Source organism: Micromonospora humida, from assembly GCF_016901255.1.
In the GTDB taxonomy this organism is placed as follows: domain Bacteria; phylum Actinomycetota; class Actinomycetes; order Mycobacteriales; family Micromonosporaceae; genus Micromonospora; species Micromonospora wenchangensis.
In genome coordinates this window covers 63,777-87,845 of sequence record NZ_JAFEUC010000018.1, presented here as the reverse complement: position 1 = coordinate 87,845, position 24,069 = coordinate 63,777, and the positions used below count along the sequence as shown (strand labels likewise).

The following is a 24,069-nucleotide window of genomic DNA, read 5'->3' as shown; positions in this document are numbered from 1 at the left end:
ATCGGAGGTGTGCGGTGCGCAGACGGTGGAGCCTGCTGGCGGCGGCCCTGTTGGTCACCGGGACCCTGGTCCCGGCCGGCCCGGCCTGGGCCGCGCCCACGTTCAAGGTGCCCTTCCCCTGCAACCAGTCCTGGTCGGGCCAGACCCGGTCGGACCACAGCCCGGCGAACGCGATCGACTTCAACCGCACCGACGACCTCGGCGACCCGGTGGTCGCCAGCGCCCCGGGCACCGTCGACCGGGTCACCGACCTCGGTGGCACGAGTTACGGCAAGTACGTCCGGATCGACCACGGCGGCGGCTACACGACCTACTACGCCCACCTCAACGGCTTCAACGTCTCGGTCGGTCAGCAGGTCGGTTACGGCAAGGTGATCGGCTGGGTCGGCAGCACCGGCGGCTCCACCGGCCCGCACCTGCACTACGAGCAGCGCCTCAACGGCGACGACATCAAGGTCAAGTTCAACGGCACGCTCGCGTTGTACTGGGGCACCAAGACGTACACCAGCGGGAACGGCTGCTCCAGCGGCACCGGGTCGGGCACGGTCGACACCGCCGGCTCCCCGCTGACCGTGCGGTCCGGGCCGGGCACCGGCTACGCGTCGGTCGGCACGGTCGCCGACGGCGCCAAGGTCACCATCGGCTGCCAGACCAGCGGCACCACGGTCACCGGCACCTTCGGCACCAGCGCGATCTGGGACCGGATCGGCTCCGGCCGGTTTATCGCCGACGCCTACGTCTACACCGGCCACGACGGCTACATCCCCAACGTGCCCCGCTGCTGAGCCCGCCGGGCACCGGGCCGCCGGGCCCGGTGCCCGGTCAGCTGTTGAGCTGCCAGATCGAGAAGTTCAACGCGGCGGCGAAGGTGACCCAGGCCCAGTATGGCAGCAGCAGGGCCGCCGCCGGCCGGGAGACCCGCCAGAAGGCGACCACCGTCACCGCGATCGCCAGCCACATCAGCACGATCTCGGCGAAGGCCAGGCCGTAGCGTCCCGCGCCGAAGAACAGCGGGGTCCAGATCGCGTTGAGCACCAGCTGGACCGTCCACGCCCACAGCGCCGGGCCGAAGCCGACCCGCCGCCAGACCAGCCAGCCGGCGACCGCGATCAGCGCGTACAACACGGTCCAGACCGGGCCGAACAGCCAACCCGGCGGGGCCCAGGCCGGCTGCTGGAGCGAGGCGTACTCGTCGCGGGTGCCGGCCACCCCCAACCCGCCGATCGCGGCGGCGACCGCGACGGCCGCGCCGAAGCCGAGCAGCACCCACCAGGTTCGCGCCGTGCCGGTTCGCCGGTCGATCCGGGTTATCTCCATGGTCAAGATATTTCCCGGGTACGCCCTCCCAAACCCCGGTGCGCCCCCCGGACAGCACAGCGCCGGGGTCGTCGGTGCCGGACGCTCCTGTCTGGGAGGACGGAGCTTCCGGGGGCGACGACCCCGGCGGGTCAGGTGCGGGTACCGGCGTCAATTGAAGATGCTGACACCACCCGGGCCGACCAGAAGGCCGACCACGATGAGGACGATGCCCCACAGGATCTGCCGGCGGAACAGCGCGAGGATGCCGGCGACCACGAGTACGACTGCGAGAATCCAGAGAATCAGCTCCATGGCTGCTGAATACCCGGCGCCCCGATTCCGAAAACCTGGTTCTCAGTCGATCTGGTCACCGCCCAGGTGGAAGACGCTGTACGCCTGTTTGATCACCGGATGGGCGACGTTGCGTACGCGTACCCCGCCCGGGGTGACGCCGCGCTCGCTGCCGGCGTGCGCGTGCCCGTGCAGGGCGAGCGCGGTCGGCGCCGAGTCGATCGCCTGACCGAGCTGGTACGACCCGAGGAACGGATAGATCTCCAGCGGCTCGCCGGCCAGGGTGTCCGGCACCGGGGCGTAGTGGGTCAGCGCGACGAGCAGGTCGCAGTCCAGCCCGCGCAGCGCCTCGCCCAACGCCGCCGCGCTCTCGTTGCTGGTCCGGACGAACGACTTCATCTCCGGCTCGCCGAAGTCGCTGGCGCACCGCCCGGCGAACCCGCCGCCGAAGCCCTTGACGCCGGCCACCCCGAGCCGGCCGCCGGGGCACTCCAGCACCGTCCCGGTCCCCTCCAGCACGGTGATCCCGGCATCCTCCAGCACCTTGACCACCTGCGGTACCTGGTCGCACTGGTGGTCGTGGTTGCCCAGCACGGTGACCACCGGCACCCCGAGCCCGCCGAACTCCTCGGCGACGCAGCGTGCCTCGGCCTCGGTGCCGTGCCGGGTCAGGTCGCCGGCGAGCAGCAGCATGTCGGCGCAGTCGGGCAACTCCTCCAGGGCCGGGCGGAACCGGCCCAGCACGTCGGCGTCCAGGTGCACGTCGCCGACCGCGGCGATCCGGATCATCGGGTCCTCCTCACGGCAGCTCCTCGACCTGCACCGGCGCCTGGGTGCGGATCACCCCGATGTCGCTGGTGATCGCCTCGTCGGGGAACCGTTCGGCCACCCGGCGCAGGATCTCCGCCCGGCGCTGCGGGCTCTCCACCTCGCCGGTGAGGACCAGTCCCGGTTCCCGGCGGACCACGGTGATGCCCTGCTCGGCGACGTCCGGGTCCTCGGTCAGCAGCCGTTGGATCTCCGCCTCGACGTAGGCGTCCGGCGGGCCGGCGCTGTGCTCGGTCACGGGGTCTCCCTTCCCTCGGGGATGCGGGCGTACGGCACCGGCGTGCCCCCGTACGGGACGACGTCGAGCCGGTCCAGCAGCATCAGGAACGCTTCGGCGTACGGCGAGTGCTGGGTCTCCTTGCGTACCCGCTCCCAGTCGATCTGTTCGCGCAGCGACCGGGCCAGCGGCAGCCCCCGGGCGAAGTCGCAGTAGTGCTGGGAGAAGCTGAGCAGCTTGTGCACCATCAGCCGGGTCGCCGAGAGCACCGGCATGCGGATGGCGTCCACCGGGCGGACCACCGTGTCGGCGAGGGTCTCGCGGGTCACCGGGGTCTCCACCGGCCGGTGGATCAGGTCCACCATCCGCCCGTCGTCGTAGACCTTGACCAGCCAGTCCTCCGGCGGGCGCTCGGCGGTGAAGCCCTCGTCGGTCAGCGCCTCCAACGCCCGCTCGACATACTCCTCGGGGAGCAGGAAGTCCACGTCGTGCTCGCTGGAGTGGCCGCCGTGGGCGTAGACGGCGAAACTGCCGCCGAGGGCGAAGGGGATCTCGTTCTGCTTGAGCACGGCGGCGACCCGCTTGAGGGTGTGCAGGAGGCTGACGTCCCCGCGCTCGGCCATCTGGTCTCTCCCGTCGTGAACGGTCGGTGGGAAATGACGTTGCGTACCCGGCGGTCCGCCCGCCCACACCTGCCGGGCGTGCCGGTCCGGTCACCGCGCCCGTGCGGGTATCGACCGGACGGGAGGGATGCGCCGGTCGGATATCCTGTGCAGGGTGGCCAGATCGCGGCGCGCGACCGACGGTGGGACCCGACTGCGGCGCGTCGCGCTGATCGGCATCGACGGTTCCGGCAAGACCACCCAGGCGTACCGGCTCGCCGCCGCCCTCACCTCGGCCGGGCGACCCGCCACCTACCACCGCAACGCGGGCGGCCGGCGCTGGCTGGGCCGGCTCGCCGCCCGGTTCGGTCGGGCCGACGCGCAGCTGCTGGTGGGCCGGGACGGGATGCTCGCGGTGGAGTCCGTGCTGCGCTGGCTGGCGATCGCCGCCGCGCTGCTCAGTTGCCTGGTGACCGGCCGGACCGCCGTGATGGACCGCTACTCGGCCTGCCAGTACGCCAGCATCCGGGCGCACGGTGGGCAGCGGTGGGAACGGCTGGCCCGGGCCGGCTACCGGGTCTTCCCCGCACCGCAGGTCACCTTCCTGCTCACCGTCGACCCGGTCGAGGCGTACCGGCGGATCGAGCGGCGGGGCGAGGACCACGAGACGATGGGGTGGCTGACCGCCGCCGACGCGGCCTACCGGTCGCTGCCCGAGTACCCGGGTTTCGTGGTGGTCGATGCCGGCGGCGGGCCCGACGAGGTGTCCAGGCGGATCCGCGCGCACCTGGCGCGCTGGTTGCCGCCGGAGGAGGCCGGGCCGGTGGTCGATGATCCGCCGGACGGCACCGGGCCGTCCGCCCCGCAGGCCGAAGGCGGGCCCCGGGAGCCGGTCGCCGCGCAGACCCGCCCGTAGACCGAGCCGATTCCACCGGACCGGCGGAGGTGCACCAGGCTGCGCAAATGGGAGTCTGGGCCGGCACGCCCCCGGACCGGGGATACTTCCTGTCGGATACGCGCGGTCGTGGTTGACGCTCGCGGCTCATGAAAGTAAGTTTCATCCGTGGCGAAAAGTCCGAAGATTTCCGCGAGTCACGAGCCGGGTGGACTGATCGTCCACATCAGTGGCCTGCTTCCGTCGCTGTCCCCCGCCGAGCAGCGGGTCGCCCGACTGGTCGTCGCCGACCCGGCCGATGCCGCCCGACGGACCATCACCGACCTCGCCACCGCCGCCGAGACCTCCGAGGCCACCGTCATCCGGTTCTGCCGGTCCGTCGGCATGGACGGCTACCCGCAGTTGCGGATCCGGCTCGCCGCCGAGGCCGCGCGCCGGATCGAGCCGCCGGACGCCCGGGTGGTCGGTGGGGACATCCCGCCCGGCGCCGACCTGGCCCAGATCATCGCCACCATCTCCTTCAACGACGCGCGGGCCGTCGAGGAGACCGCCGAGCAGCTCGACCCGGCCGTCTGCGAGCAGGTCGTCGAGGCGATCGTCAGCGCCGGCCGGATCGAGGTCTACGGTGCCGGCGCGAGCGGGTTCGTCGCCTCGGACTTCCAGCAGAAGCTGCACCGCATCGGTCGGGTCGCGTTCTCCTTCCCCGACGTGCATACCGCGCTGACCTCCGCCGCCCTGCTCGGCAGGGGCGACGTGGCGATCGGCATCTCGCACAGCGGCACCACCTCCGACGTGATCGAGGTGCTCGAACAGGCCCGCTCCCGGGGTGCGGTCACCGTCGCGCTGACCAACTTCCCCCGCTCGCCGATCACCGAACGGGCCGACTTCGTCCTCACCACCGCCGCCCGCGAGACGACCTACCGGTCCGGGGCGATGGCCAGCCGGCTCGCCCAGCTCACCGTGGTGGACTGCCTCTTCGTCGGGGTGGCCGCCCGCAACCGGACCCGGACCCGGCGGGCGCTGGAGGTCACCGCCGAGGCGGTGCGAACACGCCGGGTCGGCGGCGGTCGGAGGCGCTCGTGACCGCCGGTCGGGTCGGACCGGACGACGTGGTGGGGCAGCGGGGCGGCGAGGGCGTGGTCGACCTGCGGCCGGTGGTCCGCGTCGGCGCTCCGACCGAACAGCGCAACCCGCACAGCACCGACCTCGACCTGATGTCGACCCGGGACGTGCTCACCGTGATCAACGACGCCGACCGGCGGGTGCCGGCGGCGGTGGCCGCCGTCCTGGACGAGATCGCGGTGACCGTCGACCTCGCGGTGACCGCACTGCGCGGCGGGCACCGGGTGCACTACTTCGGGGCCGGCACCTCCGGCCGCCTCGGGGTGATCGACGCCGCCGAACTGGCGCCCACCTTCAACTCCCCGCGAGGCTGGTTCTGCGCCCACCTGGCCGGCGGGCCGGACGCGATGTGGCAGGCCGTGGAGGACGCCGAGGACGACCTGGCCGGCGGGGCCGGCGAGGCCGCCGGGTGCGTCACCGCCGGGGACCTGGTGGTGGGGCTGGCGGCGAGCGGACGCACCCCGTACGTCCTGGGCGCACTCGACGCGGCCCGGCAGCGGGGGGCCGCGACCGTGCTGCTGTGCGCCAATCCGGAGGTCCGGGCGGCGGCCGGGGTCGACGTGGTCATCGGGGTCGACACCGGCCCCGAGGTGGTGACCGGCTCGACCCGGATGAAGGCGGGCACCGCGCAGAAGCTGGTGCTGAACACCTTCTCCACGGCGGTGATGGTGCGGCTGGGTCGGGTCTACTCCAACCTCATGATCGATATGGTGGCCACCAACGCCAAGCTGCGGGGCCGGATGATCTCCATCCTGGTCGAGGCGACCGGCTGCTCCGAGGAGGTCTCCCGGCGGGCCCTGCACGAGGCCGACGGCGACCTGAAGACGGCCCTGGTCTCGCTGCTGTCCGGGGCCGAGATCGACGCGGCCCGCGCCGCGCTGGCCCGGACCGCGCACCAGGTCCGGGGTGCCATCGCCCTGCTCGCCTCCTGACCGCCCCGCCAGCCGACCTGCCGGGGGTGCGCAGGGGTGCCACCCTGCGGGGGTGACACAGAACACCGTGTCGCCGGGACGTCGGCCACGCCACGGATTGTTGTTCCGGGCGTGGGGTAATCCAGGACCGTCTGGTGAACCGACCGGTCCACCGGCCCGTATCTGGCAGTGACTCCGGTCGCAGCCGGGCGGTGACGAGGGTCGCGGTTTACCGGGGCGCCGCAATGACGCGGGGCCCGGCGTACGGCCGCCGACACCCGTGCCGACCAGCGGCGATCGCGCAGCCGGCAGCCGGCCCCACGGGGCCGCTGACAGCAAACGTGGACCGGGCTTTCAGCTGGTACTCAGGCATTCGTGACACTTTCGACTCACGACATGGAATCCCCGACCCGTCTCGACTGTTGTGCAGGTGTCAGCACCGGCGGGCAGCAGGGGCGTTGCACGGGGGAGGGCTGATGGACGTGGGGATGGCAACGAACCGGGCAACCGGCGCGAGCGAGGGGACCGTGGACACCGTGGACAAGAACATCGGCATGCGAACCGACGAGGTCGCCGAGGAGCGTGACCTGGTCGGCGTCTACCTTCACGAGATCTCCCGGACGCCACTGCTGGACGCCGCCAAGGAGGTCGACCTCTCCAAGGCGATCGAGGCGGGTCTCTACGCCGAGCACCTGCTCGGCGAGGACCGCGTCCCCGCCGGGGCCGACCGGGACGACCTGGAGCGGCTGGTCGTCGAGGGGGAGCGGGCGAAGGATCTCTTCATCCGGGCCAACCTGCGGCTGGTCGTGTCGATCGCCCGCCGGTACGTGCGCTCCGGGATGCCCATGCTGGACCTGATCCAGGAGGGCAACACCGGTCTGGTGCGCGCGGTCGAGAAGTTCGACTACGAGCGGGGCTACAAGTTCTCCACCTACGCCACCTGGTGGATCCGGCAGGCGATCAGCCGGGCCATCGCGCAGCAGGAGCGCACCGTCCGGCTGCCCGTGCACCTGGTCGAGGACGTCAACCGGATGCGCAACGTGGCCCGGCAGCTCACCCGTGAGCTGGGTGGCGACCCGGAGCCGGAGCAGATCGCGGCCGCCCTCGGCGTCACCGTCGAGCGGGTCAACGAGCTGGTCCGCTGGTCGCAGGACACGGTGTCGCTGGACACCCCGGTCGGCGACGACGGCGACACCAACCTCGGTGACCTGGTCGCCGACAGCGACGCCCCGTCCCCGGAGGACATCGTCCTCACCGGGTTGGAGCGGCAGCGCATCGAGGGCCTGCTCAACCACCTCGACGACCGGTCCGCCGGCATCATGCGGGCCCGGTACGGCCTGGAGGACGGGCGGGAGCACTCGCTCACCGAGGTGGCGTCCCGCTTCTCGCTCTCCCGGGAGCGTATCCGCCAGTTGGAGATCCAGGCGCTCGGCCGGCTGCGTGAGCTGGCCCGCGCGGAGGGCCTCCAGGCGGCCTGAGCTGGTAGTAATGACGGCGAACGGCCGGCGTCCGATAGGGGGACGCCGGCCGTTCGCCGTTGTCGTGCCGGTCAGCGGACCCGGCCGTAGCCGGCGATGCTCATCATGTTCATCTTCCGCTTGAGCACGTTGCGCCCGGCGCTCGGCGCGTCGATCACCTGACCGTCGCCCACGTAGAGCGCGACGTGCCCCAGCCCCGAATAGAAGACCAGGTCACCGGGGCGTAGCTCGCCACGGCTGACCCGGGAGGTGGCGTTCCACTGCATCGCCGCGTTGTGCGGCAGCCGCTTGCCGGCGGACCGCCAGGCGGCGAGCGTCAGGCCGGAGCAGTCGTACCCGCCGGGTCCTTCGGCCCCCCAGACGTACGGCTTGCCGATCGCCCCGTAGGCGTACCGGACGGCGGCCCCGGCGCCACCGGAGACCGAAGGCGTGTCGGAGGTGTCGGGTGGCGCGGCGCTCTTCGGCTTCTTCGCCGGCGCCTCGGTGGCCCGGCCGTACGCCGCCCGCCGCATCTCGTAGAGCTTCGCCAGATCCTGCTCGATCCGCTTCTTCGTCTTGGTGAGCGCCTTCGACTGGGCGGCCTGCCTGGCGAGCGTCGCGTCCAGCTTGGCCTTCTGGTCGAGCAGCGCCCGCTGGTCGGCGGTGTACCCGTCGATCTGCTGTTGCCGGTGCCGGGTGAGCTGGTCGAGGGTGCCGAGCCGGTCGACCAGCGAGCCACCGGCCGGGTCGAGGATCGCCTCGGCCGTCCGCAACCCACCGGTCTTGTACGCGGTGGCCGCGATCTCGCCCACCGCCGCCCGGCTCTGGGCGGCCTGGACCTCCAGCGGGCCGATCCGCGCGTGCAGTCCGGCCGCGGTGGCCTGGTTCGTCTTTATCTCCTCGTTGAGCTTGTTGTACGACTCGACGATCCGTTCCAGCTCGGCCGAGGACCGCTCGATCCGGGCGGTGAGGTCGGCGACCGAGGGCTCGGCCCGGACCGGGGCCGACGGGGCGATCAACGCGGCCGACAGGCCGGCGACCACCAGGGTGCGCAGCAGCATCCGTAAGGACGACAAGAGCGGAAGACTCCTCTCCCACCGGTCACCGGAGGATGCTGAGCCCCCGGCGACACCGGCCCGGGCCCGTCCGGATGGACGGCCGTGTACCGAGCCGGCCCGATCAACCTAACCTGTGGCGGGAGTGACGCGCAGACAAAGCAGCGGCGAATGTTGGCCGAGCGCTCCGGCGGGTCGTTGTGGCAGGTGACACCGCTGATGCGGGGCGGACGGCCGGTAACCGGGTTCTGCGAGGTAGGCGAGGAAGGTCTGATTCGTCGTTCCAGACGGATACCGGTGTGGATCGCGCGGTAATAGTCGGATAAAACCGGAATGGTGGTCAGATGCCGGCGACGCGGGGACGTCGCGCTCGCCGGATGTGTCGGAAATCGGAGAGCGGCCCGGGCGGGTCGGCAACAGAATGGAGCCCCGGCCGGGAATCCCGCCGTACGCAGGTGGCGTGATGGTGGGCGACCGGCTCCGTCGGCCCCCGGGAGGACGCCGTGCAGGCAGACCGCGCCAGCACCCGACCGCCACACTGGTCCCGACCGACCACCCTGCTCTACGCCCGGCCCGGCATCGTGGTGACCACCGAACGGTTCACCGCCGGCCGTAGCAGCTACGCCGTCGCCGACCTCACCCACCTGCGTACCGGCCGCGGGCCGCACGACCGGCTCGCCGTCCGGGTCGTCACCTGCGCCGCCGTCGGGGCGGGCACCGTCGGCGTCCTGCTCGGCTTCACCGGCGGGCTGGAACGACTCACCGCCGGGGCCTACCTGGCGCTGGGCGTGGTGTGCCTGCTGCCGGTGCTGCTGGTGCTGCTCGGCGACCGCTGGCGGCCACCGGCGCACGAGTTGTACGGCCACTGCCAGGGCATCGAGATGCTGCTGTTCAGCAGCGACGACCGGGAGCAGTTCGAGCAGGTGGTCGACGCCCTGCACCAGGCCCGGGAGCAGCACCGCTACCCCGACGCGGACGACCCGTCACCCACGGCAACCTACTGGCGGCCGGCCCGCTGAGGCCGGCCGTCCGCGCCGCCCTCGGTGCGGCCGGGCCGCCGCCGGACACCCCTGCGTCAGCGCGGTCCGGTCGGCGGCGGCCGGTTCCGGGTCAGCGACCGACCGGCTCCGGGGTACGGGTCGGCGCGGTGGTGGCCAGTTCGCGGGTCACCCTGCGCTCCGCGACGAACGACACGAACGGCACCGTGCCGGCGAGCATCACCAGCAGCATCCGCTTGAGCGGCCAGTCCACCCGCCGGCCCAGGTCGAAGGTGGCGGCCAGGTAGAGCAGGTAGAGCCAACCGTGCGCGGTGCCGACGACTGCCACCACGATCGGCTCGTCGAACACGTACTTCAGTGGCATGCCGATCAGCACCAGCACGGCCAGCGCCACGCCCACGATCCAGGCGATCACGCGGTACCGGGTAAGGGCTCCGCCCACCGTCGTCCGTCCTTCCGACCGGCCTCAGCCGGGATAGTCGCCGGGCCTCGCGCCCGGATTGTCGTTCAACCAGGTCAGGTAGCGGTTGTACGCGGTCAGGTCGGCGTCGTCCGCGCCGTCGACCGGGGTCGCCGGCACCCGGGCGACCCGCACCGGACGCCGTACCACAGGGGTGCCCGGCCCGGGGGTGGCCGGCTCGGCCGGTGCCGCCCCGGCCGGCGGGGGTGCGGCGGTGGGGGCGCGCAGCGCGTGCCGGACCTCCCGCCACCAGACGAAGACCACGAAACCGGCGAAGATCGGCCACTCCACCGCGTACGCCCAGCTCAGCGTGTTACCGGAAGCGGCCCGGCTGATCTGCCACCACCCCAGCGCCAGGAAGCCCGTGACCAGGACGACCAGGGCCACGTGGCGGACGATCCACGCCGGGGTCCAGAGCCGCTTCATGCCGTCGAGGGTACCGGGAGGACCCGGCGTCTCCGACGCGACGTCGTAGTCGCCGCGCCGCCGGGCGGTTCGCCGCCGCCGCGCCGCTGGTTTGGTGCCAGCCCGGCTGGGCAACCGTCTAGACAGCCAGACCGGTCGAACCCGAGGGGGACGACATGACCGACTCAGCACACCGCTCCGACGACTCCAGCACCGAACAGCGAATGCCGGAATGGGACGGTGACCACGTCCACCGGGCCGCCACCGTGGTCACCGAGACCGACGGCGAGCTGCTCGGGGTGGACCCGGCAGACCTCGCCGACGACGACCTGATCCGCGAGTTGCAGAGCCTGCACCGCACCCGCCTCGACACGCTGCGGCACGCCGCCGACTCGGCGCTCGCCAACCACCTGCGCCGCACCGCCGAGCTGGAGACCGAGTACCTGGCCCGGCACCCCGGCCGCGAGGTGGACCCGCACCGGCTGCGGGACGCCTGATGGGCACCCGCGCCGAGCGCGGCATGTCCGCGCCGCCGGAGGTGGTGTTCAGCACCGCCACCGACCCCGAACGGGTCGGCGCCTGGCTGCCCGGGGCGCTGCGGGCCGACGGCCCGGCCCCGAGCAGCCGCTCCGACGACGAACTGCACGCCCGCTGGGACGGCCCGGACGGCACGGCCGAGCTGCGGGTCGCCCCGGCCGACGCCGGTGGGGCCCGGGTCCGGCTGGACCTGCCCGCGGGCGCGGACGCCGGACTGGCCGACGAATCGCTTGCCAACCTCGAACGTGAGGTCGCCGAGAACCTGACCGCGGGTTGACCCCACCCGCCCCACCCCGACGCGCCGTACCCGACGGTGCGGCCCACGAACGAGGAGACCCGGTGACCGACGGTGGTCTGAAGCAGAAGGTGGCGCGGCTGCGCCAGGCGTACGCGCCGCACGAGCACCGGCCGCTGGGCGGCTACCTGGCGGCGATGGGCACGTACGCCGGGGTGACCGCCTCCATCGCGGCGCTGGTGAAGGCCACCGGCCGGCCGGTGCCCGAACGGCCCTCCCCGGGTGACGTGGTGCTGCTCGCCGTCGCCACCCACAAGCTGAGCCGGCTGCTGTCCAAGGACGCGGTGACCAGCCCGCTGCGGGCCCCGTTCACCCGCTACGACCGCCCGATCGGCAGCGGCGAGGTGATGGAGCAGGTCCGCGACCAGGGCAGCTCCACCCGACACGCGATCGGTGAGCTGCTGAGCTGCCCGTTCTGCCTGGCCGTCTGGGTGGCCACCGGGCTCACCGGCGGCCTGGTGCTGGCCCCCCGGCTGACCCGGCTGGTGGCGACCGCGCTGACCGCCGTCGCCGCGTCCGACTTCCTCCAGATGGGGTACGCGGTGGCGCAGCAGGCCGCCGAGGGCGGGCGGCACGACGAGCGGTGACCACACGGAAGGGGCCGGCGGATCGTGTCCGCCGGCCCCTTTTCCGTCATCCGTCGCCGCCCGCTCAGGTGGGGGTGGTGCCGTGGTCCTCGCCGGCCCAGCCGCGCGACGCCTCCGGCTCCCGCTCGTCGGCGTCCGCGCCGGTGATCACGTCGCGGTCGACCGCCGTCCTGTCGTGCTCGTTGGCGAAGTCCGGTTCGGGCAGGGTGTCCAGCCCCTCGGGGGGTTGGCCGAGGGCGGGCACCCGCTCGTGGTGTTCGGTCTGGTCGGACATCTCGATCTCCTCTCGCCGGTGTCGCCGGTCAGCCCGCCGACCCGCCCAGCAGGTCGGCCACCTCGTCCACCGCGTACTCCCCCTCGGGGAGGGCGGCGACCCGGGTGAGCAGCTCCGCCGGCAGGTCCGCGCTGACCGCCGAGCGGTAGATGTCGGCCTGGCTGAGCCGTTCCTGGCCGTGGTAGATCTCGTCCAGCAGCTCGTCGAGCTGCCGGAGGTCCGGCTGGGCGGTCCCGGGCAGGTCGTCGGGCGCGGCTGCGTCGTCGGTCACCCCGCCCTGCTACCCGGGGCCGAAACGGTCAAACCCGTCAGGCCGGGGTGGGCAGGGTGGCCCGGCGGGCCCGCACCGCGACGGCGAGCCGCTCCAGCACCTCGGCCGTGGTGTCCCAGCCGATGCAGGCGTCGGTGACCGACCGGCCGTAGGTCAGCTCCCGGGTCGGGTCGAGATCCTGGCGGCCCTCCAGCAGGAAACTCTCCAGCATGATGCCGACGATGCCGCGCTGCCCGGCGGCGAGCTGGGCGGCCACGTCATCGGCCACCTTCGGCTGGTTGCGGTGGTCCTTGCCGCTGTTGGCGTGGCTGGCGTCGACCACCAGCCGCTCCGGCAGCCCGGCCGCCCGCAGCAGGTCCAACGCCCCGGCCACCGATGCGGCGTCGTAGTTGGGTCGGCCCCCGCCGCCGCGCAGCACCAGGTGCCCGTCGGCGTTACCCCGGGTGTGCATGATCGCCGGGGTGCCCGAGACGTCGATGCCGGGGAAGACGTGCGGCACCCCGGCGGCCCGGATCGCGTCCACGGCGGTGCCGATGCTGCCGTCGGGGCGGTTCTTCATGCCGATCGGCATGGACAGGCCGGAGGCGAGCTGCCGGTGCACCTGGCTCTCCACCGTCCGGGCGCCGATCGCGCCCCAGGCCACCGTGTCGGCGATGTACTGCGGGGTGATCGGGTCGAGGAACTCGCAGCCCACCGGGAGCCCCAGCCGGACCACGTCGCGCAGCAGCGCCCGCGCGGTGCGCAGGCCGGTGTTCACGTCGCCGGAACCGTCGAGCGCCGGGTCGTTGATCAGGCCCTTCCAGCCGACCGTGGAGCGCGGCTTCTCGAAGTAGACCCGCATCACCACCAGCAGGTCGTCGGCGTGCCGGTCGGCGGCCTCACGCAGCAGGTGCGCGTACTCCAGTGCCGCCGCCGGGTCGTGCACCGAGCACGGGCCGACCACCACCAGCAGACGGTCGTCGGCGCGGTCGAGCACCCGGCCGACGTCGCGCCGACCGGCCAGCACGGCCGAGGCCAGCGGCGGGTCCAGGGGCAGCTCGTGCAGGAGCAGGGCGGGGGTGGTCAGCGGCACGACACGGTCGATCCGTTGGTCGATGACCGCGCCGTTGTCCGGGGTGGGCCCGTTGTCCGGGGTCGTCACGGTGGGAATCCTTCCGCCGACCGTGCCCGGGGCCGGTGCCCGGGTCGAGCCGGCTGCTCGTAAACAGAAGGGCAGGAAGCTCGAAGCTCCTGCCCGGCCGGCTCGAAACGCGGTGACGTCAGCTCATGGTGAGGTCACCGGCTCCGCAGCCGGCTGCCTAAACCATGGATACGTACGCGTCACGCCGGTAAGCGTACCCGACCAGAGGCAAGGACTCATCCGCCCGTCGGCCAACCCTCGCCTGACGTTCACCTCCGTCACTGCCACCGTCGGTAACTTCGGCGGCACCGCTCGCATCCCCCGGAGGTATCCGATGGACCGTCGTACCGTCCTGCGCGCCACCGTCGCCGGTGGGGCCGCCGCCTTCGCCGGCAGCCTCTGGTCCGGCGTCGCGTCGGCCGCACCGGCCCAACCCGGCAGCGGTCCCTACGGGCCGCTCGGCAGCGCCGACGGCAACGGCATCCAGCTTCCCGCCGGCTTCACCAGCCGGGTGGTCGCCCGCTCCCGGCAGACGGTGCCGGGCACCTCGTACACCTGGCATCCCGCGCCCGACGGCGGGGCCTGCTTCGCCGCCGGCACCGGCTGGATCTACGTCTCCAACTCGGAGGTCACCCCCAGCGGCGGCGCGTCGGCGCTGCGGTTCGCCGCCGACGGCACGGTCACCTCGGCGTACCGCATCCTGTCCGGGACCAACCAGAACTGCGCCGGTGGCGCGATGCCGTGGGGCACCTGGCTGTCCTGCGAGGAGACCAGCCGGGGCTTCGTCTACGAGACCTACCCGCAGGGCGGCACCGCCGCGGTGCAGCGCCCGGCGCTGGGCCGGTTCAAGCACGAGGCGGCGGCGGCCGACCCGGTCCGCCAGGTGGTCTACCTGACCGAGGACGAGACCGACGGCTGCTTCTACCGGTTCCGCCCCACCGTCTGGGGCGACCTCTCCGCCGGCACCCTGGAGGTGCTGGTCGCCGGCACCGCCACCAGCGGCGCGGTGAGCTGGGCCCGGGTGCCCGACCCGGACGGCTCACCGACGGCGACCCGCAACCAGGTCGCCGGGGCGAAGCGGTTCACCGGCGGCGAGGGCTGCTGGTACGCCGACGGCACCTGCTGGTTCACCACCAAGGGCGACAACCGGGTCTGGGCGTACGACGCGGTCGGCCAGCGCATCGACCTGGCGTACGACGACTCGCTGGTGACCGGCGGCACCGCCCCGCTGACCGGGGTGGACAACATCACCGGCACCCGCTCCGGTGACCTCTACGTCGCCGAGGACGGCGGCAACATGGAGATCAACCTGATCACCCCGACCGGGGTGGTGACGCCGTTCCTGCGGATCACCGGGCAGTCCTCGTCGGAGATCACCGGCCCGGCGTTCTCCCCGGACGGCAGCCGGCTCTACTTCTCCTCCCAGCGCGGCACGGCCGGGATCTCCGCCGGGGGCATCACCTACGAGGTGCGCGGCCCGTTCCGCTGACCCGGTGGGTCGGCGGCGGTGGGCCGGAGTGACGGGCGGGGCGGCTGGGTAACAGGATGCCCATGACCCACGAGCAGAGCGATCAGGACCGGGTGGAGTCCCGGGCCCACCTGCTGCCCGAGGAGGCAGCGGTCGGCAGCGACGACCCGCAGGCCCAGGCCGAGGCGATCCTCGCCGAGTCGGACCTCCGCGAGGCCGACCAGGGGGCCGCCCCCGACACGGTGCTGGAGCACCGCACCTCCGAGCAGACAGTCCCCCCGATCGAACCCCCCGACTGACCCGTCCCGACCGCTGACCCGCAGGCCCCGGTGGCGACACGTCGCCACCGGGGCGTGGAGATCGGATAGCGTCGGGTCATGCCCGACAGCGGTTACCCCTGGCCCATCGAGACGACCCGACTGGACAACGGCCTGCGCGTGGTGGTGAGCGAGGACCGCACCGCCCCGGCGGTCGCGGTCAACCTCTGGTACGACGTGGGCTCCCGGCACGAGCCGACGGGACAGACCGGCTTCGCCCACCTCTTCGAGCACCTGATGTTCGAGGGCTCGGTCAACGTCGCCAAGACCGAACACATGAAACTGATCCAGGGCTCCGGTGGCTCGCTGAACGCCACCACCAACCCGGACCGGACGAACTACTTCGAGACCGTCCCGGCCGAACACCTGGAACTGGCCCTGTGGCTGGAGGCCGACCGGATGGGCGGGCTGGTCCCCGCGCTCACCCAGGAGACCCTGGACAACCAGCGGGACGTGGTCAAGAACGAGCGGCGGCAACGCTACGAGAACGTCCCGTACGGCGACGCCTGGCTGCGGCTGCTCCCGCTGCTCTACCCGCCGGGGCATCCGTACCACCACGCGACGATCGGGTCGATGGCCGACCTGAACGCCGCCGACCTGGCCACCTTCCAGGCGTTCCACCAGACGTACTACGCGCCCGACAACGCCGTGCTGACCGTCGTCGGCGACGCCACCGCCGCCGAGGTGTTCACGCTGGCGCAGCGGTACTTCGGGGCGATCCCGGCCCGCGGTGACATCCCCGCCGCACCGGACGGGCACACCGTCGCCGGCACCGGCCGACCCGTCGTCGAGACGGTCACCGGCGACGTGCCGGCCGCCCGGGTCTACGTCGCGCACCGCACCCACCCGTTCGGCAGTCCCGGCTACGACGTGGCCACGGTGGCCGTCACGGTGCTCGGCAGCGGCCGGGGCAGCCGGCTCTACCAGCGTCTCGCCGACGGCGAACGGCTCGCCCAACCCGACCTGGTCGGGGCGTACGGGGTGGATCTGGCGCACGCCCCGGCACCGGTGATCGCCACCGCCACCGCCCGCCCCGGGGTGAGCGCCGAACAGCTCGCCGCCGGGGTCGCCGAGGTGGTCGACGAACTCACCACCGTGCCGGTCACCGCCGCCGAACTCGACCGGGCCAAGGCGCTGCTGAGCACCGCCTGGTGGCGGCAGATGTCCACGGTGGACGGCCGGGCCGACGCGCTCGGCCGGTACGCCACCCAGTTCGGCGACCCGGCGAGGACCGCCGACCGGCTGCCCGGTTGGCTGTCGGTGACCGCCGGGCAGATCGCCGAGCTGGCCGCCGACCTGCTCACCCCGGCCGACCGGGTGACCCTGACCTACCTGCCGGAGGAGACCCGATGACCCTGATCACCACCCGGCCGGGTCCGGGCACCGCCCGCCCGTACCGGTTCCCGACCGTGGTCCGGCGGGACGTCGCCGGTGGCCGGGTGGTCGCCGCGCACCTGCCCGGCCAGAACCTCGCCGTCGCGCTGCTGCTGCTCGACGCGGGCGCCGGCCGGGAACCGGTCGGCAAGGAGGGCCTCGGCGCGGTGCTCGCCAAGGCGCTGGAGGAGGGCACCGCGCAGCGGGACGCCACCGGGTTCGCGCTGGCCGTCGAGGGCCTCGGCACCGAACTGGCCACCGGGCTGGACTGGGACAGCTTCCAGGTCAGCGTCCAGGTGCCGGTGGACCGCCTCGGCGCGGCGGTGGAACTGCTCGCCGAGGCGGTACGCACGCCCCGGCTCGACCCCGACGACGTGCGCCGGGTCCGCGACGACGAGGCGACCGCGCTGCGGATGGACTGGGCCAACCCCGGCCCGCGCGCCGACGCGGTGCTGCGCGCCGACCTGTTCGGCGCGGACAACCGGTGGGGCCGCCCGCTCTACGGCGACCCCGGCTCGGTGGCCGGGCTGGACGTGGAGGACGTCACCGTCTTCCACTCCGAGTGGTTCCTGCGCCCCGGCACCCTGATCGTCGCCGGTGACCTGGACCGCCTCGACCTGGACGCGTTGGGTGCGGCGGCGTTCGCCGGCACCGGCGGCGGCCCCGCCGAGCAGGGCGGCCCGATCGAGGTGCCGCTGCCCGCCGGCCGGCGGATCATCCTGGTGGACCGGCCCGGCTCGGTGCAGTCCACGCTGCGGCTGGGCCACCCGGCACCGCACCGCGCCCACCCCGACCACGTGCCGACGACGCTCGCCGGCACCGTGCTGGGCGGGGCGTTCACCTCGCGGCTCAACCACCTGATCCGTGAGGTGCGCGGCTACACGTACGGCATCCGGGGCGACTTCGCCTCGTCCCGCCGGTTCGGCCGGTTCGCGGTCAGCTCCGGGGTGCAGACGGCGGTGACCGCGCCGGCCCTGGTCGAGGCGGTCGGCGAGATCAGCCGTACCCGGGCCGGCGGGGTCACCGAGGACGAGCTGGCGGTGGCCCGGTCCTGGCGGGCCGGGCAGCTCTCGGTCGAGTTGCAGAGCCCCCGGGCGATCGCCTCGGCGTTGACCACCCTGGTCGTGCACGACCTGCCCGACGACTACCACGCCCGGCTGCGGGAGGCGCTGCTCGCCGCCGACGTCGAGCAGGTGTCGGCCGCTGCCGCCACCCACCTGCACCCGGAGTCGTTGACCCTGGTCATCGAGGGCGACGCGGCGGCGATCCGGGACGAGCTGGTCGCCTCCGGGCTCGGCGAGGTGACCGACTACGTCGGCTGACCGGCGTCGGCGCGACCGGGGCGGTGTGATTCCGGTCGCGCCGCCCCGGGAGTGCCGGGTCGGACCGGCGGTGCGGATGCTGCGGCCGGACGGCCCGGTCACGGCCGATCTTCCAGGGCTTCGGGGCGTACCGTCGGGTGGTTTCCGGTACGGCGACCGGTACGGGCGGTGACCGGACGGGCGGGCGGCGACCCGGGCGGTGGGAAAGGCTTCCCGGTGTGGGCCTGCGGCTGGGTAGCCTCGCGGGCATGAGGATCGGCATTGTGGGAGCCACCGGCCAGGTCGGTGGGGTCATGCGGCAGGTGTTGGCGGAACGCGAGTTCCCGGCGGAGCAGGTGCGGTTGTTCGCCTCGGCCCGGTCGGCCGGGCGTGCCCTGCCCTGGCGGGACGGCGAGGTCACCGTGGAGGACGCGGCCACGGCCGACTACTCCGGGCTGGACATCGTGCTGTTCTCCGCCGGCAAGGGCACCGCGAAGGAGCTGGCCCCCCGGGTCGCCGCGACCGGCGCGGTGGTGATCGACAACTCGTCGGCGTTCCGCACCGACCCGCAGGTGCCGCTGGTCGTCGCCGAGGTCAACCCGCACGCCCTGGCCGACCGGCCGAAGGGCATCGTCGCCAACCCGAACTGCACCACGATGGCCGCGATGCCGGTGCTGCGCCCGCTGCACGACGAGGCCGGCCTAGTCAGCCTGGTCGTCGCCACCTACCAGGCGGTCTCCGGGGCCGGCCTGGCCGGTGTCGCCGAGCTTGACGAGCAGGTCCGCAAGGTCGTCGAGGGGGCCACCGCGCTGACCCACGACGGGTCGGCCGTCGAGTTCCCCGCGCCGCGCTCGTTCGCCCGGCCGATCGCCTTCAACGTGCTCCCGCTGGCCGGTTCGATCGTCGACGACGGCTCGTTCGAGACCGACGAGGAGCAGAAGCTGCGCAACGAGAGCCGCAAGATCCTGGAGATCCCCGAGCTGAAGGTCTCCGGCACCTGCGTCCGGGTGCCCGTGTTCACCGGCCACTCGTTGCAGATCAACGCCCGGTTCGCCAGGCCGATCACCCCGCAGCGGGCCCGGGAACTGCTCGACGGCGCGCCGGGGGTGGCGCTGTCGGACGTGCCGACGCCGTTGCAGGCGGCCGGCCAGGACCCGACGTTCGTCGGCCGGCTGCGCGCCGACGAGACCGTCGAGCACGGCCTCGCACTGTTCTGCGCCAACGACAACCTGCGTAAGGGTGCCGCGCTGAACGCGGTGCAGCTCGCCGAGCTGGTCGCGGCCGAACTGCGCTGAGCGGGGTGTTACCTGCTCGGGGTCGGCGGGTAGACCGCCGTGCCGACACCGAGAGGGGAGCACCATGACAACGGTCGGAGAGTTCATGACGACCCGGTTGGTGACGATGGACGGCAACGACACCCTCGCCGCCGCCGCGCAGGAGATGCGGGACAGCGCGATCGGCGACGTGGTGGTGACCAACGGCGACGACGTCGTCGGAATCGTGACGGACCGGGACATCACCGTCCGGGGCGTCGCCGAGGACCGCGACCCGAGCCGCACCCGGCTCCAGGAGATCATCAGCCGGGACGTGATCACGGTCAGCCAGTACGACGACGCGGTCGCCGCCGCCGACCTGATGCGCACCTACGCCGTACGCCGGCTGCCGGTGGTCGACGACGGTCGGCTGGTGGGCCTGGTGTCGATGGGTGACCTCGCGGTGGAACGGGAACCCCAGTCGGTGCTCGCCGACATCAGCGCCGACGACCCCAACAACTGACGTCCGCCCCACCGACGCCGGCCCCCGGACACTCCGGGGGCCGGCGTCGTCGTGCGCGCCGGTCGGGCTCACCCGATCCGGGCGAGGTTGACGCCGGGCCGGGCGGGGACCCCGTGCGGGTACCGGCAGGTCGATGCGACGACGGGGGAGAGGGCCCGATGGTGGACGCGACCACGAGGTTCTTCGAGAGCCTGAACCGGCGGGATCACGAGCCGCTGCTGGACAAGGCGGTCGGGACACTGCGTTTCGATCTGCACGAGGGGGCGCAGACCACCCACTGGCTGCTGCGGGTCGACCGGGGGAAGCTCACTGTCAGCCAGGAGGACCGGGAGGCCGACACGGTCGTAGGCACCACGCCGGCGCTGTTCGAGGAGATGGCTGCGGGGCGGGAGAACGGCCTGGCGGCGGTGCTGCGCGGCGACATGACGGTGACCGGTGACGCCCGGCTGGTGGTGCAGATCGAACGGATCTTCCCCGGTTCCCCGGACGCGCAGGGGCCGCGCCGGCTCCACCAGCGGGAGGTGCGGTGATGGGACAGAGCAACACGATCCGGATCCTGGACGGCAACACGTTCGTCGTCTCCGAGGAGACCGGTGACATCGAGGCCACCCCGACCGAGCCGACCGGGCTGTTCTCCCTGGACATGCGGTTCCTGTCCCGCTGGGTGCTGACCATCAACGGGGAACGGCTCAACGCGCTGTCCTACGACGACCTCCAGTACTACGAGGCGCGGTTCTTCCTGGTGCCCGGGATGGCCACCCACTACGTCGACGCCAAGCTGTCGATCATCCGGGAGCGTGCGGTCGGCGGCAGCTTCCGCGAGAAGCTGACCATCCTCAACCACGACGAGAAGGCGGTGGACCTGGAGATCCGGATGGACGCCGGCGCCGACTTCGCCGACCTCTTCCAGGTCAAGGACGAGATCCTGAACAAGAAGGGCGAGTTGTACGCCGAGGCGGAGTCCGACCGGCTGCGGCTGGGCTACCGGCGGGGCAACTTCGTGCGGGAGACGGTCATCTCATCGTCCCGACCGGCCCGCTACGACCGCAACGGGTTCGCGTACTCGGTGCACCTGGAGCCCAACGAGCAGTGGAACGCCGAGATCGACGTGCAGACCTTCGCGGTCGGCCCCGGGGGGCGTGACCTGCGGCTCGGGGTGACCGCGCACGGCCACGAACGGCTGGCCCTCCAGCACGACCTCCAGGAGTGGATCGCCAAGGCCCCCAAGGTCAACAGCGAGCACGACCGGGTGGCCGCCACCTACCGGCGCAGCCTGATCGACCTGGCGGCGCTGCGGTTCGCGCCGCTGTCGCTCGGTGGCCAGACCCTGCCCGCCGCCGGCCTGCCCTGGTTCATGACCATGTTCGGCCGGGACAGCATCCTGACCTGCCTGCAGGTGTTGCCGTTCGCCCCCGACCTGTCCAAGACCACGCTGCGGATCCTGGCGTCGTTGCAGGGCAGCCGGTTCGACGACTTCCGCGACGAGGACCCGGGCCGCATCCTGCACGAGATGCGCTACGGCGAGACGGCCGCGTTCGAGGAGCAGCCGCACTCGCCGTACTACGGGTCGGTGGACGCCACCCCGCTGTTCGTCGTCCTGCTCGACGAGTACGAGCGGTGGAGCGGTGACGTCGCCCTGGTCAAGGAGTTGGAACGGGAGTGCCGGGCCGCGCTGAAGTGGATCGACGACTACGCCGACCTGGCCGGCAACGGCTACATCTGGTACGAGCGGCGCAACACCGAGACCGGCCTGGAGAACCAGTGCTGGAAGGACTCCTGGGACTCCATCTCGTACGCCGACGGCAGCCTGCCGCCGTTCCCCCGGGCCACCTGCGAGGTGCAGGGGTACGCGTACGACGCGAAGCTGCGGGCGGCCCGGATGGCCCGGGAGTTCTGGGGTGACCCGGCGTTCGCCGACCGGCTGGAGCAGGAGGCGGCGGCGCTCAAGGAGCGCTTCAACCGGGACTGGTGGGTGGCCGACGGGGAGTTCTACGCGCTGGCCCTGGACCCGGACGGCCGGCAGTGCGACGTGCTCAGCTCCAACATCGGGCACCTGCTGTGGAGCGGGATCGTCGACCACGACCGGGCCGAGAAGATCGCCCAGCACATGGTCGGCCCCCGGCTGTTCACCGGTTGGGGCGTGCGCACCCTCGCCGAGGGGGAGGTGCGGTACAACCCGATCGGCTACCACAACGGCACGATCTGGCCGTTCGACAACTCGTTCATCGCCTGGGGGCTGCGGCGGTACGGCTTCGCCGAGGAGGCCGCCACCATCGCCAGCGGCATCCTCGACGCGGCGACCTACTTCGACGGGCGGCTGCCCGAGGCGTTCGGCGGCTATCCCCGGGAGCAGACCAAGTTCCCGGTCGAGTACCCGACGGCGTGCAGCCCGCAGGCCTGGTCGACGGGGGCGCCGTTGCTGCTGCTGCGCACCATGCTCGGGTTGGAGCCGCACGAGGGGCACCTGGCGGTGGAGCCGGTGCTGCCGGTCGGGATGGGACGGATCGAGGTGTTGGACATCCCGGGCCGCTGGGGACGGGTGGACGCCTTCGCCCGGGGTCGCCTGGATCTGCACAAACTGGCCGACTGACGGTGCGTCGGGTGGTCGCCACGGTCGGTCGAATCCGCCCTACGGTCGCGTAACCTACGCGGGGTAAAGTACCCGGATGCCGGAACTCGTGTACCCGCCCGTGATCGCCACCGCCAAGACGCTGTTCCGGGTCCTCGACCTGCGCCTGACCGTCGACGGTGACCACCACGTCCCACGTACCGGCGGGGCGGTGCTGGCCAGCAACCACGTCAGCTACCTCGATTTCATCTTCTGCGGGTACGGGGCGCACGCGTCCCGGCGGCTGGTGCGGTTCATGGCCAAGCACGACGTCTTCGCGCACAAGGTGTCCGGCCCGCTGATGCGCGGCATGAAGCACATCCCGGTGAACCGCGCGGCGGGGGTCGGTTCGTACAACACGGCGGTGGACGCGCTGCGGCGCGGCGAGGTGGTGGGCGTCTTCCCCGAGGCGACGATCAGTCGCTCGTTCACGGTGAAGGAGCTGAAGAGCGGGGCGGCCCGGATGGCGCAGTCGGCGGAGGTGCCGCTGGTCCCGGTGGCCCTGTGGGGGACGCAGCGGCTCTGGACGAAGGGCCGGCCGAAGACGCTGACCCGGCGGCACACCCCGATCACCATCCTGCTGGGCGAGCCGATGGACCCGGCGGCGTACCCGGACGCCAATACGATGACGGCGGAGCTGAAGACCCGGCTGACCGCGCTCGTCGACCGGGCCCAGCAGGAGTACCCCGACAAGCCGGCCGGCCCGGACGACTCCTGGTGGCAGCCGGCGCACCTGGGCGGCACCGCGCCCACCCTCCAGGAGGCCGCCGAGCTGGACCGCCGTCCCCGCCGCTCGACGGCGTCCTGACCGTCAGCTGCCGACCGCGTCCCGACTGCTACCGGGCTCGGGAACCCGGTAGTAGTCGTCGCGGGAGAGGAACTCCACCGGCAGCGACCCCGGCAGGGTCACCCGCGTCTCACCGGTCAGCGGCGGGGCGGTCGCCCGGCGGATGAGCACGTCCCGCTCCGGCGGTGCCAGCTCGACCAGCTCGGGGTGGGTGACCCGGAAGCAGGCCACCGTCCGGCGGATCAGCCGGGCCAGCTCGGTCACCGGGCCCACCGCGCCGCCCAGCGCCAGGGCCGGCTGCTGGATCGTCCGCAGCGCGTCGCAGACCACCAGCAGTTCCGCCTCGGCGGTGCCGTGGGCCGTGGGCCGGCCGGTGGTACGCAGCTCCAACCGGGACGGCCACTGCCAGCGGACCTGCCCGCTGACCAGGCGCGGCAGCCGGACGTTGCGCCGGTGCCGGACCCCCGTCGCGTCGATCTTCCCGGCGACGAGGGCCAGGTCACCGGCGAGGCAGACGTAGGCGAGCCGGCGGTCGGTGACGGTGATCGAGGCGGGACCGGGCAGCACCCAGTGCCGCCGGGCCCCGGTCGGGCTGATCAGGCAGCCGGCCACCGACGTCGGATACCGGCCGAGCACCCGTTCGCCGGGCTCCGGGACGAGTTCGTAACGCCTGTCGAGCACGGGAGCGGAATCGTTCTCCGGCGCATCGAACCGGTGCGGTGCGATGAAGAACGGGGACATGTTCTCGCGCATCGTCACGACCTCCCCCGCGCAGTGGTCTCCTGGCGCTCCAGCCTCGCCGAGGCGTGACGGG

The 24,069-nt window shown here is 72.8% G+C and carries 30 protein-coding genes; 18 read left to right on the top strand and 12 right to left on the bottom strand.

The features are described from left to right. Window positions 1–14: 14 nt before the first annotated feature. Entirely contained in the window at window positions 15–785 is a 771-nt protein-coding gene (locus JQX11_RS28975; RefSeq protein WP_204928094.1) for a peptidoglycan DD-metalloendopeptidase family protein, read from the top strand. Between the two features lie 37 nt (window positions 786–822). On the opposite strand, the gene JQX11_RS28970 is transcribed toward JQX11_RS28975, so the two are convergent. From JQX11_RS28970 to JQX11_RS28950, 5 genes are all read right to left on the bottom strand, one after another. Beyond that, window positions 823–1,317 (bottom strand): TspO/MBR family protein, encoded by a 495-nt coding sequence (locus JQX11_RS28970; protein ID WP_204928148.1) that lies wholly within the window; start codon window positions 1,315–1,317, stop codon window positions 823–825. Window positions 1,318–1,467: 150 nt separating this feature from the next. Beyond that, window positions 1,468–1,611, bottom strand: a complete 144-nt coding sequence (locus JQX11_RS28965; RefSeq protein ID WP_007464364.1) for a GPGG-motif small membrane protein — start codon at window positions 1,609–1,611, stop codon at window positions 1,468–1,470. A gap of 42 nt (window positions 1,612–1,653) precedes the next feature. Further along, the gene (locus JQX11_RS28960; RefSeq protein ID WP_204928093.1) at window positions 1,654–2,379 is read right to left on the bottom strand and encodes a metallophosphoesterase family protein; all 726 of its coding nucleotides are present in this window, start codon (window positions 2,377–2,379) and stop codon (window positions 1,654–1,656) included. Window positions 2,380–2,389: 10 nt separating this feature from the next. Then, window positions 2,390–2,656: a hypothetical protein gene (locus tag JQX11_RS28955; protein WP_204928092.1), complete on the bottom strand. Its 267-nt coding sequence runs from the start codon at window positions 2,654–2,656 to the stop codon at window positions 2,390–2,392. Next, window positions 2,653–3,258 (bottom strand): nucleotidyltransferase, encoded by a 606-nt coding sequence (locus JQX11_RS28950; protein ID WP_204928091.1) that lies wholly within the window; start codon window positions 3,256–3,258, stop codon window positions 2,653–2,655. The genes JQX11_RS28955 and JQX11_RS28950 overlap by 4 nt, the downstream gene beginning before the upstream one ends. Window positions 3,259–3,412: 154 nt before the next feature. Here JQX11_RS28950 and JQX11_RS28945 point away from each other — a divergent pair, with 154 nt between their 5' ends. The 4 genes from JQX11_RS28945 (at window position 3,413) to JQX11_RS28930 (ending at window position 7,643) form a co-directional block, all read left to right on the top strand. Then, window positions 3,413–4,153, top strand: a complete 741-nt coding sequence (locus tag JQX11_RS28945) for a dTMP kinase (protein ID WP_204928090.1) — start codon at window positions 3,413–3,415, stop codon at window positions 4,151–4,153. 147 nt (window positions 4,154–4,300) lie between these two features. Continuing rightward, a complete protein-coding gene (locus JQX11_RS28940; RefSeq protein WP_204928089.1) occupies window positions 4,301–5,215 on the top strand; it encodes a MurR/RpiR family transcriptional regulator in 915 nt (304 codons plus the stop codon). After that, window positions 5,212–6,186: an N-acetylmuramic acid 6-phosphate etherase gene (murQ, locus tag JQX11_RS28935; protein ID WP_372444649.1), complete on the top strand. Its 975-nt coding sequence runs from the start codon at window positions 5,212–5,214 to the stop codon at window positions 6,184–6,186. The genes JQX11_RS28940 and murQ overlap by 4 nt, the downstream gene beginning before the upstream one ends. 467 nt (window positions 6,187–6,653) lie before the next feature. Continuing rightward, window positions 6,654–7,643, top strand: a complete 990-nt coding sequence (locus JQX11_RS28930; RefSeq protein ID WP_204928088.1) for a sigma-70 family RNA polymerase sigma factor — start codon at window positions 6,654–6,656, stop codon at window positions 7,641–7,643. 71 nt (window positions 7,644–7,714) lie between these two features. Here JQX11_RS28930 and JQX11_RS28925 read toward each other — a convergent pair whose 3' ends face one another. Further along, a complete protein-coding gene (locus JQX11_RS28925) occupies window positions 7,715–8,698 on the bottom strand; it encodes a C40 family peptidase (RefSeq protein WP_204928087.1) in 984 nt (327 codons plus the stop codon). A gap of 482 nt (window positions 8,699–9,180) precedes the next feature. Here JQX11_RS28925 and JQX11_RS28920 point away from each other — a divergent pair, with 482 nt between their 5' ends. Further along, window positions 9,181–9,696: a DUF6232 family protein gene (locus tag JQX11_RS28920; protein ID WP_204928086.1), complete on the top strand. Its 516-nt coding sequence runs from the start codon at window positions 9,181–9,183 to the stop codon at window positions 9,694–9,696. Window positions 9,697–9,787: 91 nt separating this feature from the next. Here the strand turns inward: JQX11_RS28920 and JQX11_RS28915 are convergent, their stop codons facing one another. Together JQX11_RS28915 and JQX11_RS28910 are read right to left on the bottom strand one after the other, a co-directional pair. After that, complete coding sequence (locus JQX11_RS28915; RefSeq protein ID WP_204928085.1) at window positions 9,788–10,117, bottom strand: DUF3817 domain-containing protein; 330 nt, start codon at window positions 10,115–10,117, stop codon at window positions 9,788–9,790. Window positions 10,118–10,141: 24 nt separating this feature from the next. Beyond that, window positions 10,142–10,561, bottom strand: a complete 420-nt coding sequence (locus tag JQX11_RS28910) for a hypothetical protein (protein WP_204928084.1) — start codon at window positions 10,559–10,561, stop codon at window positions 10,142–10,144. A gap of 155 nt (window positions 10,562–10,716) precedes the next feature. Here JQX11_RS28910 and JQX11_RS28905 point away from each other — a divergent pair, with 155 nt between their 5' ends. The 3 genes from JQX11_RS28905 (at window position 10,717) to JQX11_RS28895 (ending at window position 11,959) form a co-directional block, all read left to right on the top strand. After that, window positions 10,717–11,037 carry a DUF6158 family protein gene (locus tag JQX11_RS28905; protein WP_204928083.1) on the top strand — a complete coding sequence of 107 codons (321 nt, stop codon included), beginning with the start codon at window positions 10,717–10,719 and terminating at the stop codon, window positions 11,035–11,037. Beyond that, the gene (locus tag JQX11_RS28900; RefSeq protein WP_204928082.1) at window positions 11,037–11,354 is read left to right on the top strand and encodes an SRPBCC family protein; all 318 of its coding nucleotides are present in this window, start codon (window positions 11,037–11,039) and stop codon (window positions 11,352–11,354) included. Before JQX11_RS28905 ends, JQX11_RS28900 begins: the two co-directional genes overlap by 1 nt. Window positions 11,355–11,416: 62 nt before the next feature. Further along, window positions 11,417–11,959, top strand: a complete 543-nt coding sequence (locus JQX11_RS28895) for a DUF1360 domain-containing protein (RefSeq protein WP_088642719.1) — start codon at window positions 11,417–11,419, stop codon at window positions 11,957–11,959. Between the two features lie 64 nt (window positions 11,960–12,023). Here JQX11_RS28895 and JQX11_RS28890 read toward each other — a convergent pair whose 3' ends face one another. From JQX11_RS28890 to JQX11_RS28880, 3 genes are read right to left on the bottom strand one after another with little or no spacing between them, the layout of a single operon-like run. Then, window positions 12,024–12,233 (bottom strand): hypothetical protein, encoded by a 210-nt coding sequence (locus JQX11_RS28890; protein WP_204928081.1) that lies wholly within the window; start codon window positions 12,231–12,233, stop codon window positions 12,024–12,026. A gap of 28 nt (window positions 12,234–12,261) precedes the next feature. Beyond that, on the bottom strand, window positions 12,262–12,504 hold the full coding sequence (locus tag JQX11_RS28885; RefSeq protein ID WP_204928080.1) for a hypothetical protein: 243 nt from the start codon (window positions 12,502–12,504) through the stop codon (window positions 12,262–12,264). A gap of 37 nt (window positions 12,505–12,541) precedes the next feature. After that, window positions 12,542–13,645 carry a 3-deoxy-7-phosphoheptulonate synthase gene (locus tag JQX11_RS28880; RefSeq protein WP_204928079.1) on the bottom strand — a complete coding sequence of 368 codons (1,104 nt, stop codon included), beginning with the start codon at window positions 13,643–13,645 and terminating at the stop codon, window positions 12,542–12,544. A 313-nt stretch (window positions 13,646–13,958) separates the two neighbouring features. Here JQX11_RS28880 and JQX11_RS28875 point away from each other — a divergent pair, with 313 nt between their 5' ends. From JQX11_RS28875 to JQX11_RS28835, 9 genes are all read left to right on the top strand, one after another. Further along, window positions 13,959–15,113 (top strand): alkaline phosphatase PhoX, encoded by a 1,155-nt coding sequence (locus JQX11_RS28875; RefSeq protein WP_204928078.1) that lies wholly within the window; start codon window positions 13,959–13,961, stop codon window positions 15,111–15,113. Window positions 15,114–15,175: 62 nt separating this feature from the next. Beyond that, window positions 15,176–15,391, top strand: coding sequence for a hypothetical protein (locus tag JQX11_RS28870; protein WP_204928077.1), 216 nt, complete (start codon window positions 15,176–15,178; stop codon window positions 15,389–15,391). 78 nt (window positions 15,392–15,469) lie between these two features. Continuing rightward, window positions 15,470–16,762, top strand: coding sequence for a M16 family metallopeptidase (locus tag JQX11_RS28865; RefSeq protein WP_204928076.1), 1,293 nt, complete (start codon window positions 15,470–15,472; stop codon window positions 16,760–16,762). Then, the gene (locus JQX11_RS28860; RefSeq protein ID WP_204928075.1) at window positions 16,759–18,105 is read left to right on the top strand and encodes a M16 family metallopeptidase; all 1,347 of its coding nucleotides are present in this window, start codon (window positions 16,759–16,761) and stop codon (window positions 18,103–18,105) included. The genes JQX11_RS28865 and JQX11_RS28860 overlap by 4 nt, the downstream gene beginning before the upstream one ends. Window positions 18,106–18,353: 248 nt before the next feature. After that, window positions 18,354–19,379 carry an aspartate-semialdehyde dehydrogenase gene (locus JQX11_RS28855; protein ID WP_204928074.1) on the top strand — a complete coding sequence of 342 codons (1,026 nt, stop codon included), beginning with the start codon at window positions 18,354–18,356 and terminating at the stop codon, window positions 19,377–19,379. A gap of 64 nt (window positions 19,380–19,443) precedes the next feature. Beyond that, the gene (locus JQX11_RS28850; RefSeq protein ID WP_204928073.1) at window positions 19,444–19,860 is read left to right on the top strand and encodes a CBS domain-containing protein; all 417 of its coding nucleotides are present in this window, start codon (window positions 19,444–19,446) and stop codon (window positions 19,858–19,860) included. A 158-nt stretch (window positions 19,861–20,018) separates the two neighbouring features. Next, window positions 20,019–20,390, top strand: coding sequence for an SCP2 sterol-binding domain-containing protein (locus JQX11_RS28845; protein WP_204928072.1), 372 nt, complete (start codon window positions 20,019–20,021; stop codon window positions 20,388–20,390). Then, window positions 20,390–22,450, top strand: coding sequence for an amylo-alpha-1,6-glucosidase (locus JQX11_RS28840; protein ID WP_204928071.1), 2,061 nt, complete (start codon window positions 20,390–20,392; stop codon window positions 22,448–22,450). The genes JQX11_RS28845 and JQX11_RS28840 overlap by 1 nt, the downstream gene beginning before the upstream one ends. A 76-nt stretch (window positions 22,451–22,526) precedes the next feature. Further along, window positions 22,527–23,276 (top strand): lysophospholipid acyltransferase family protein, encoded by a 750-nt coding sequence (locus JQX11_RS28835; protein WP_204928070.1) that lies wholly within the window; start codon window positions 22,527–22,529, stop codon window positions 23,274–23,276. Between the two features lie 3 nt (window positions 23,277–23,279). Here JQX11_RS28835 and JQX11_RS28830 read toward each other — a convergent pair whose 3' ends face one another. Further along, window positions 23,280–24,008, bottom strand: a complete 729-nt coding sequence (locus JQX11_RS28830) for a hypothetical protein (protein ID WP_204928069.1) — start codon at window positions 24,006–24,008, stop codon at window positions 23,280–23,282. Window positions 24,009–24,069 lie beyond the last annotated feature (61 nt).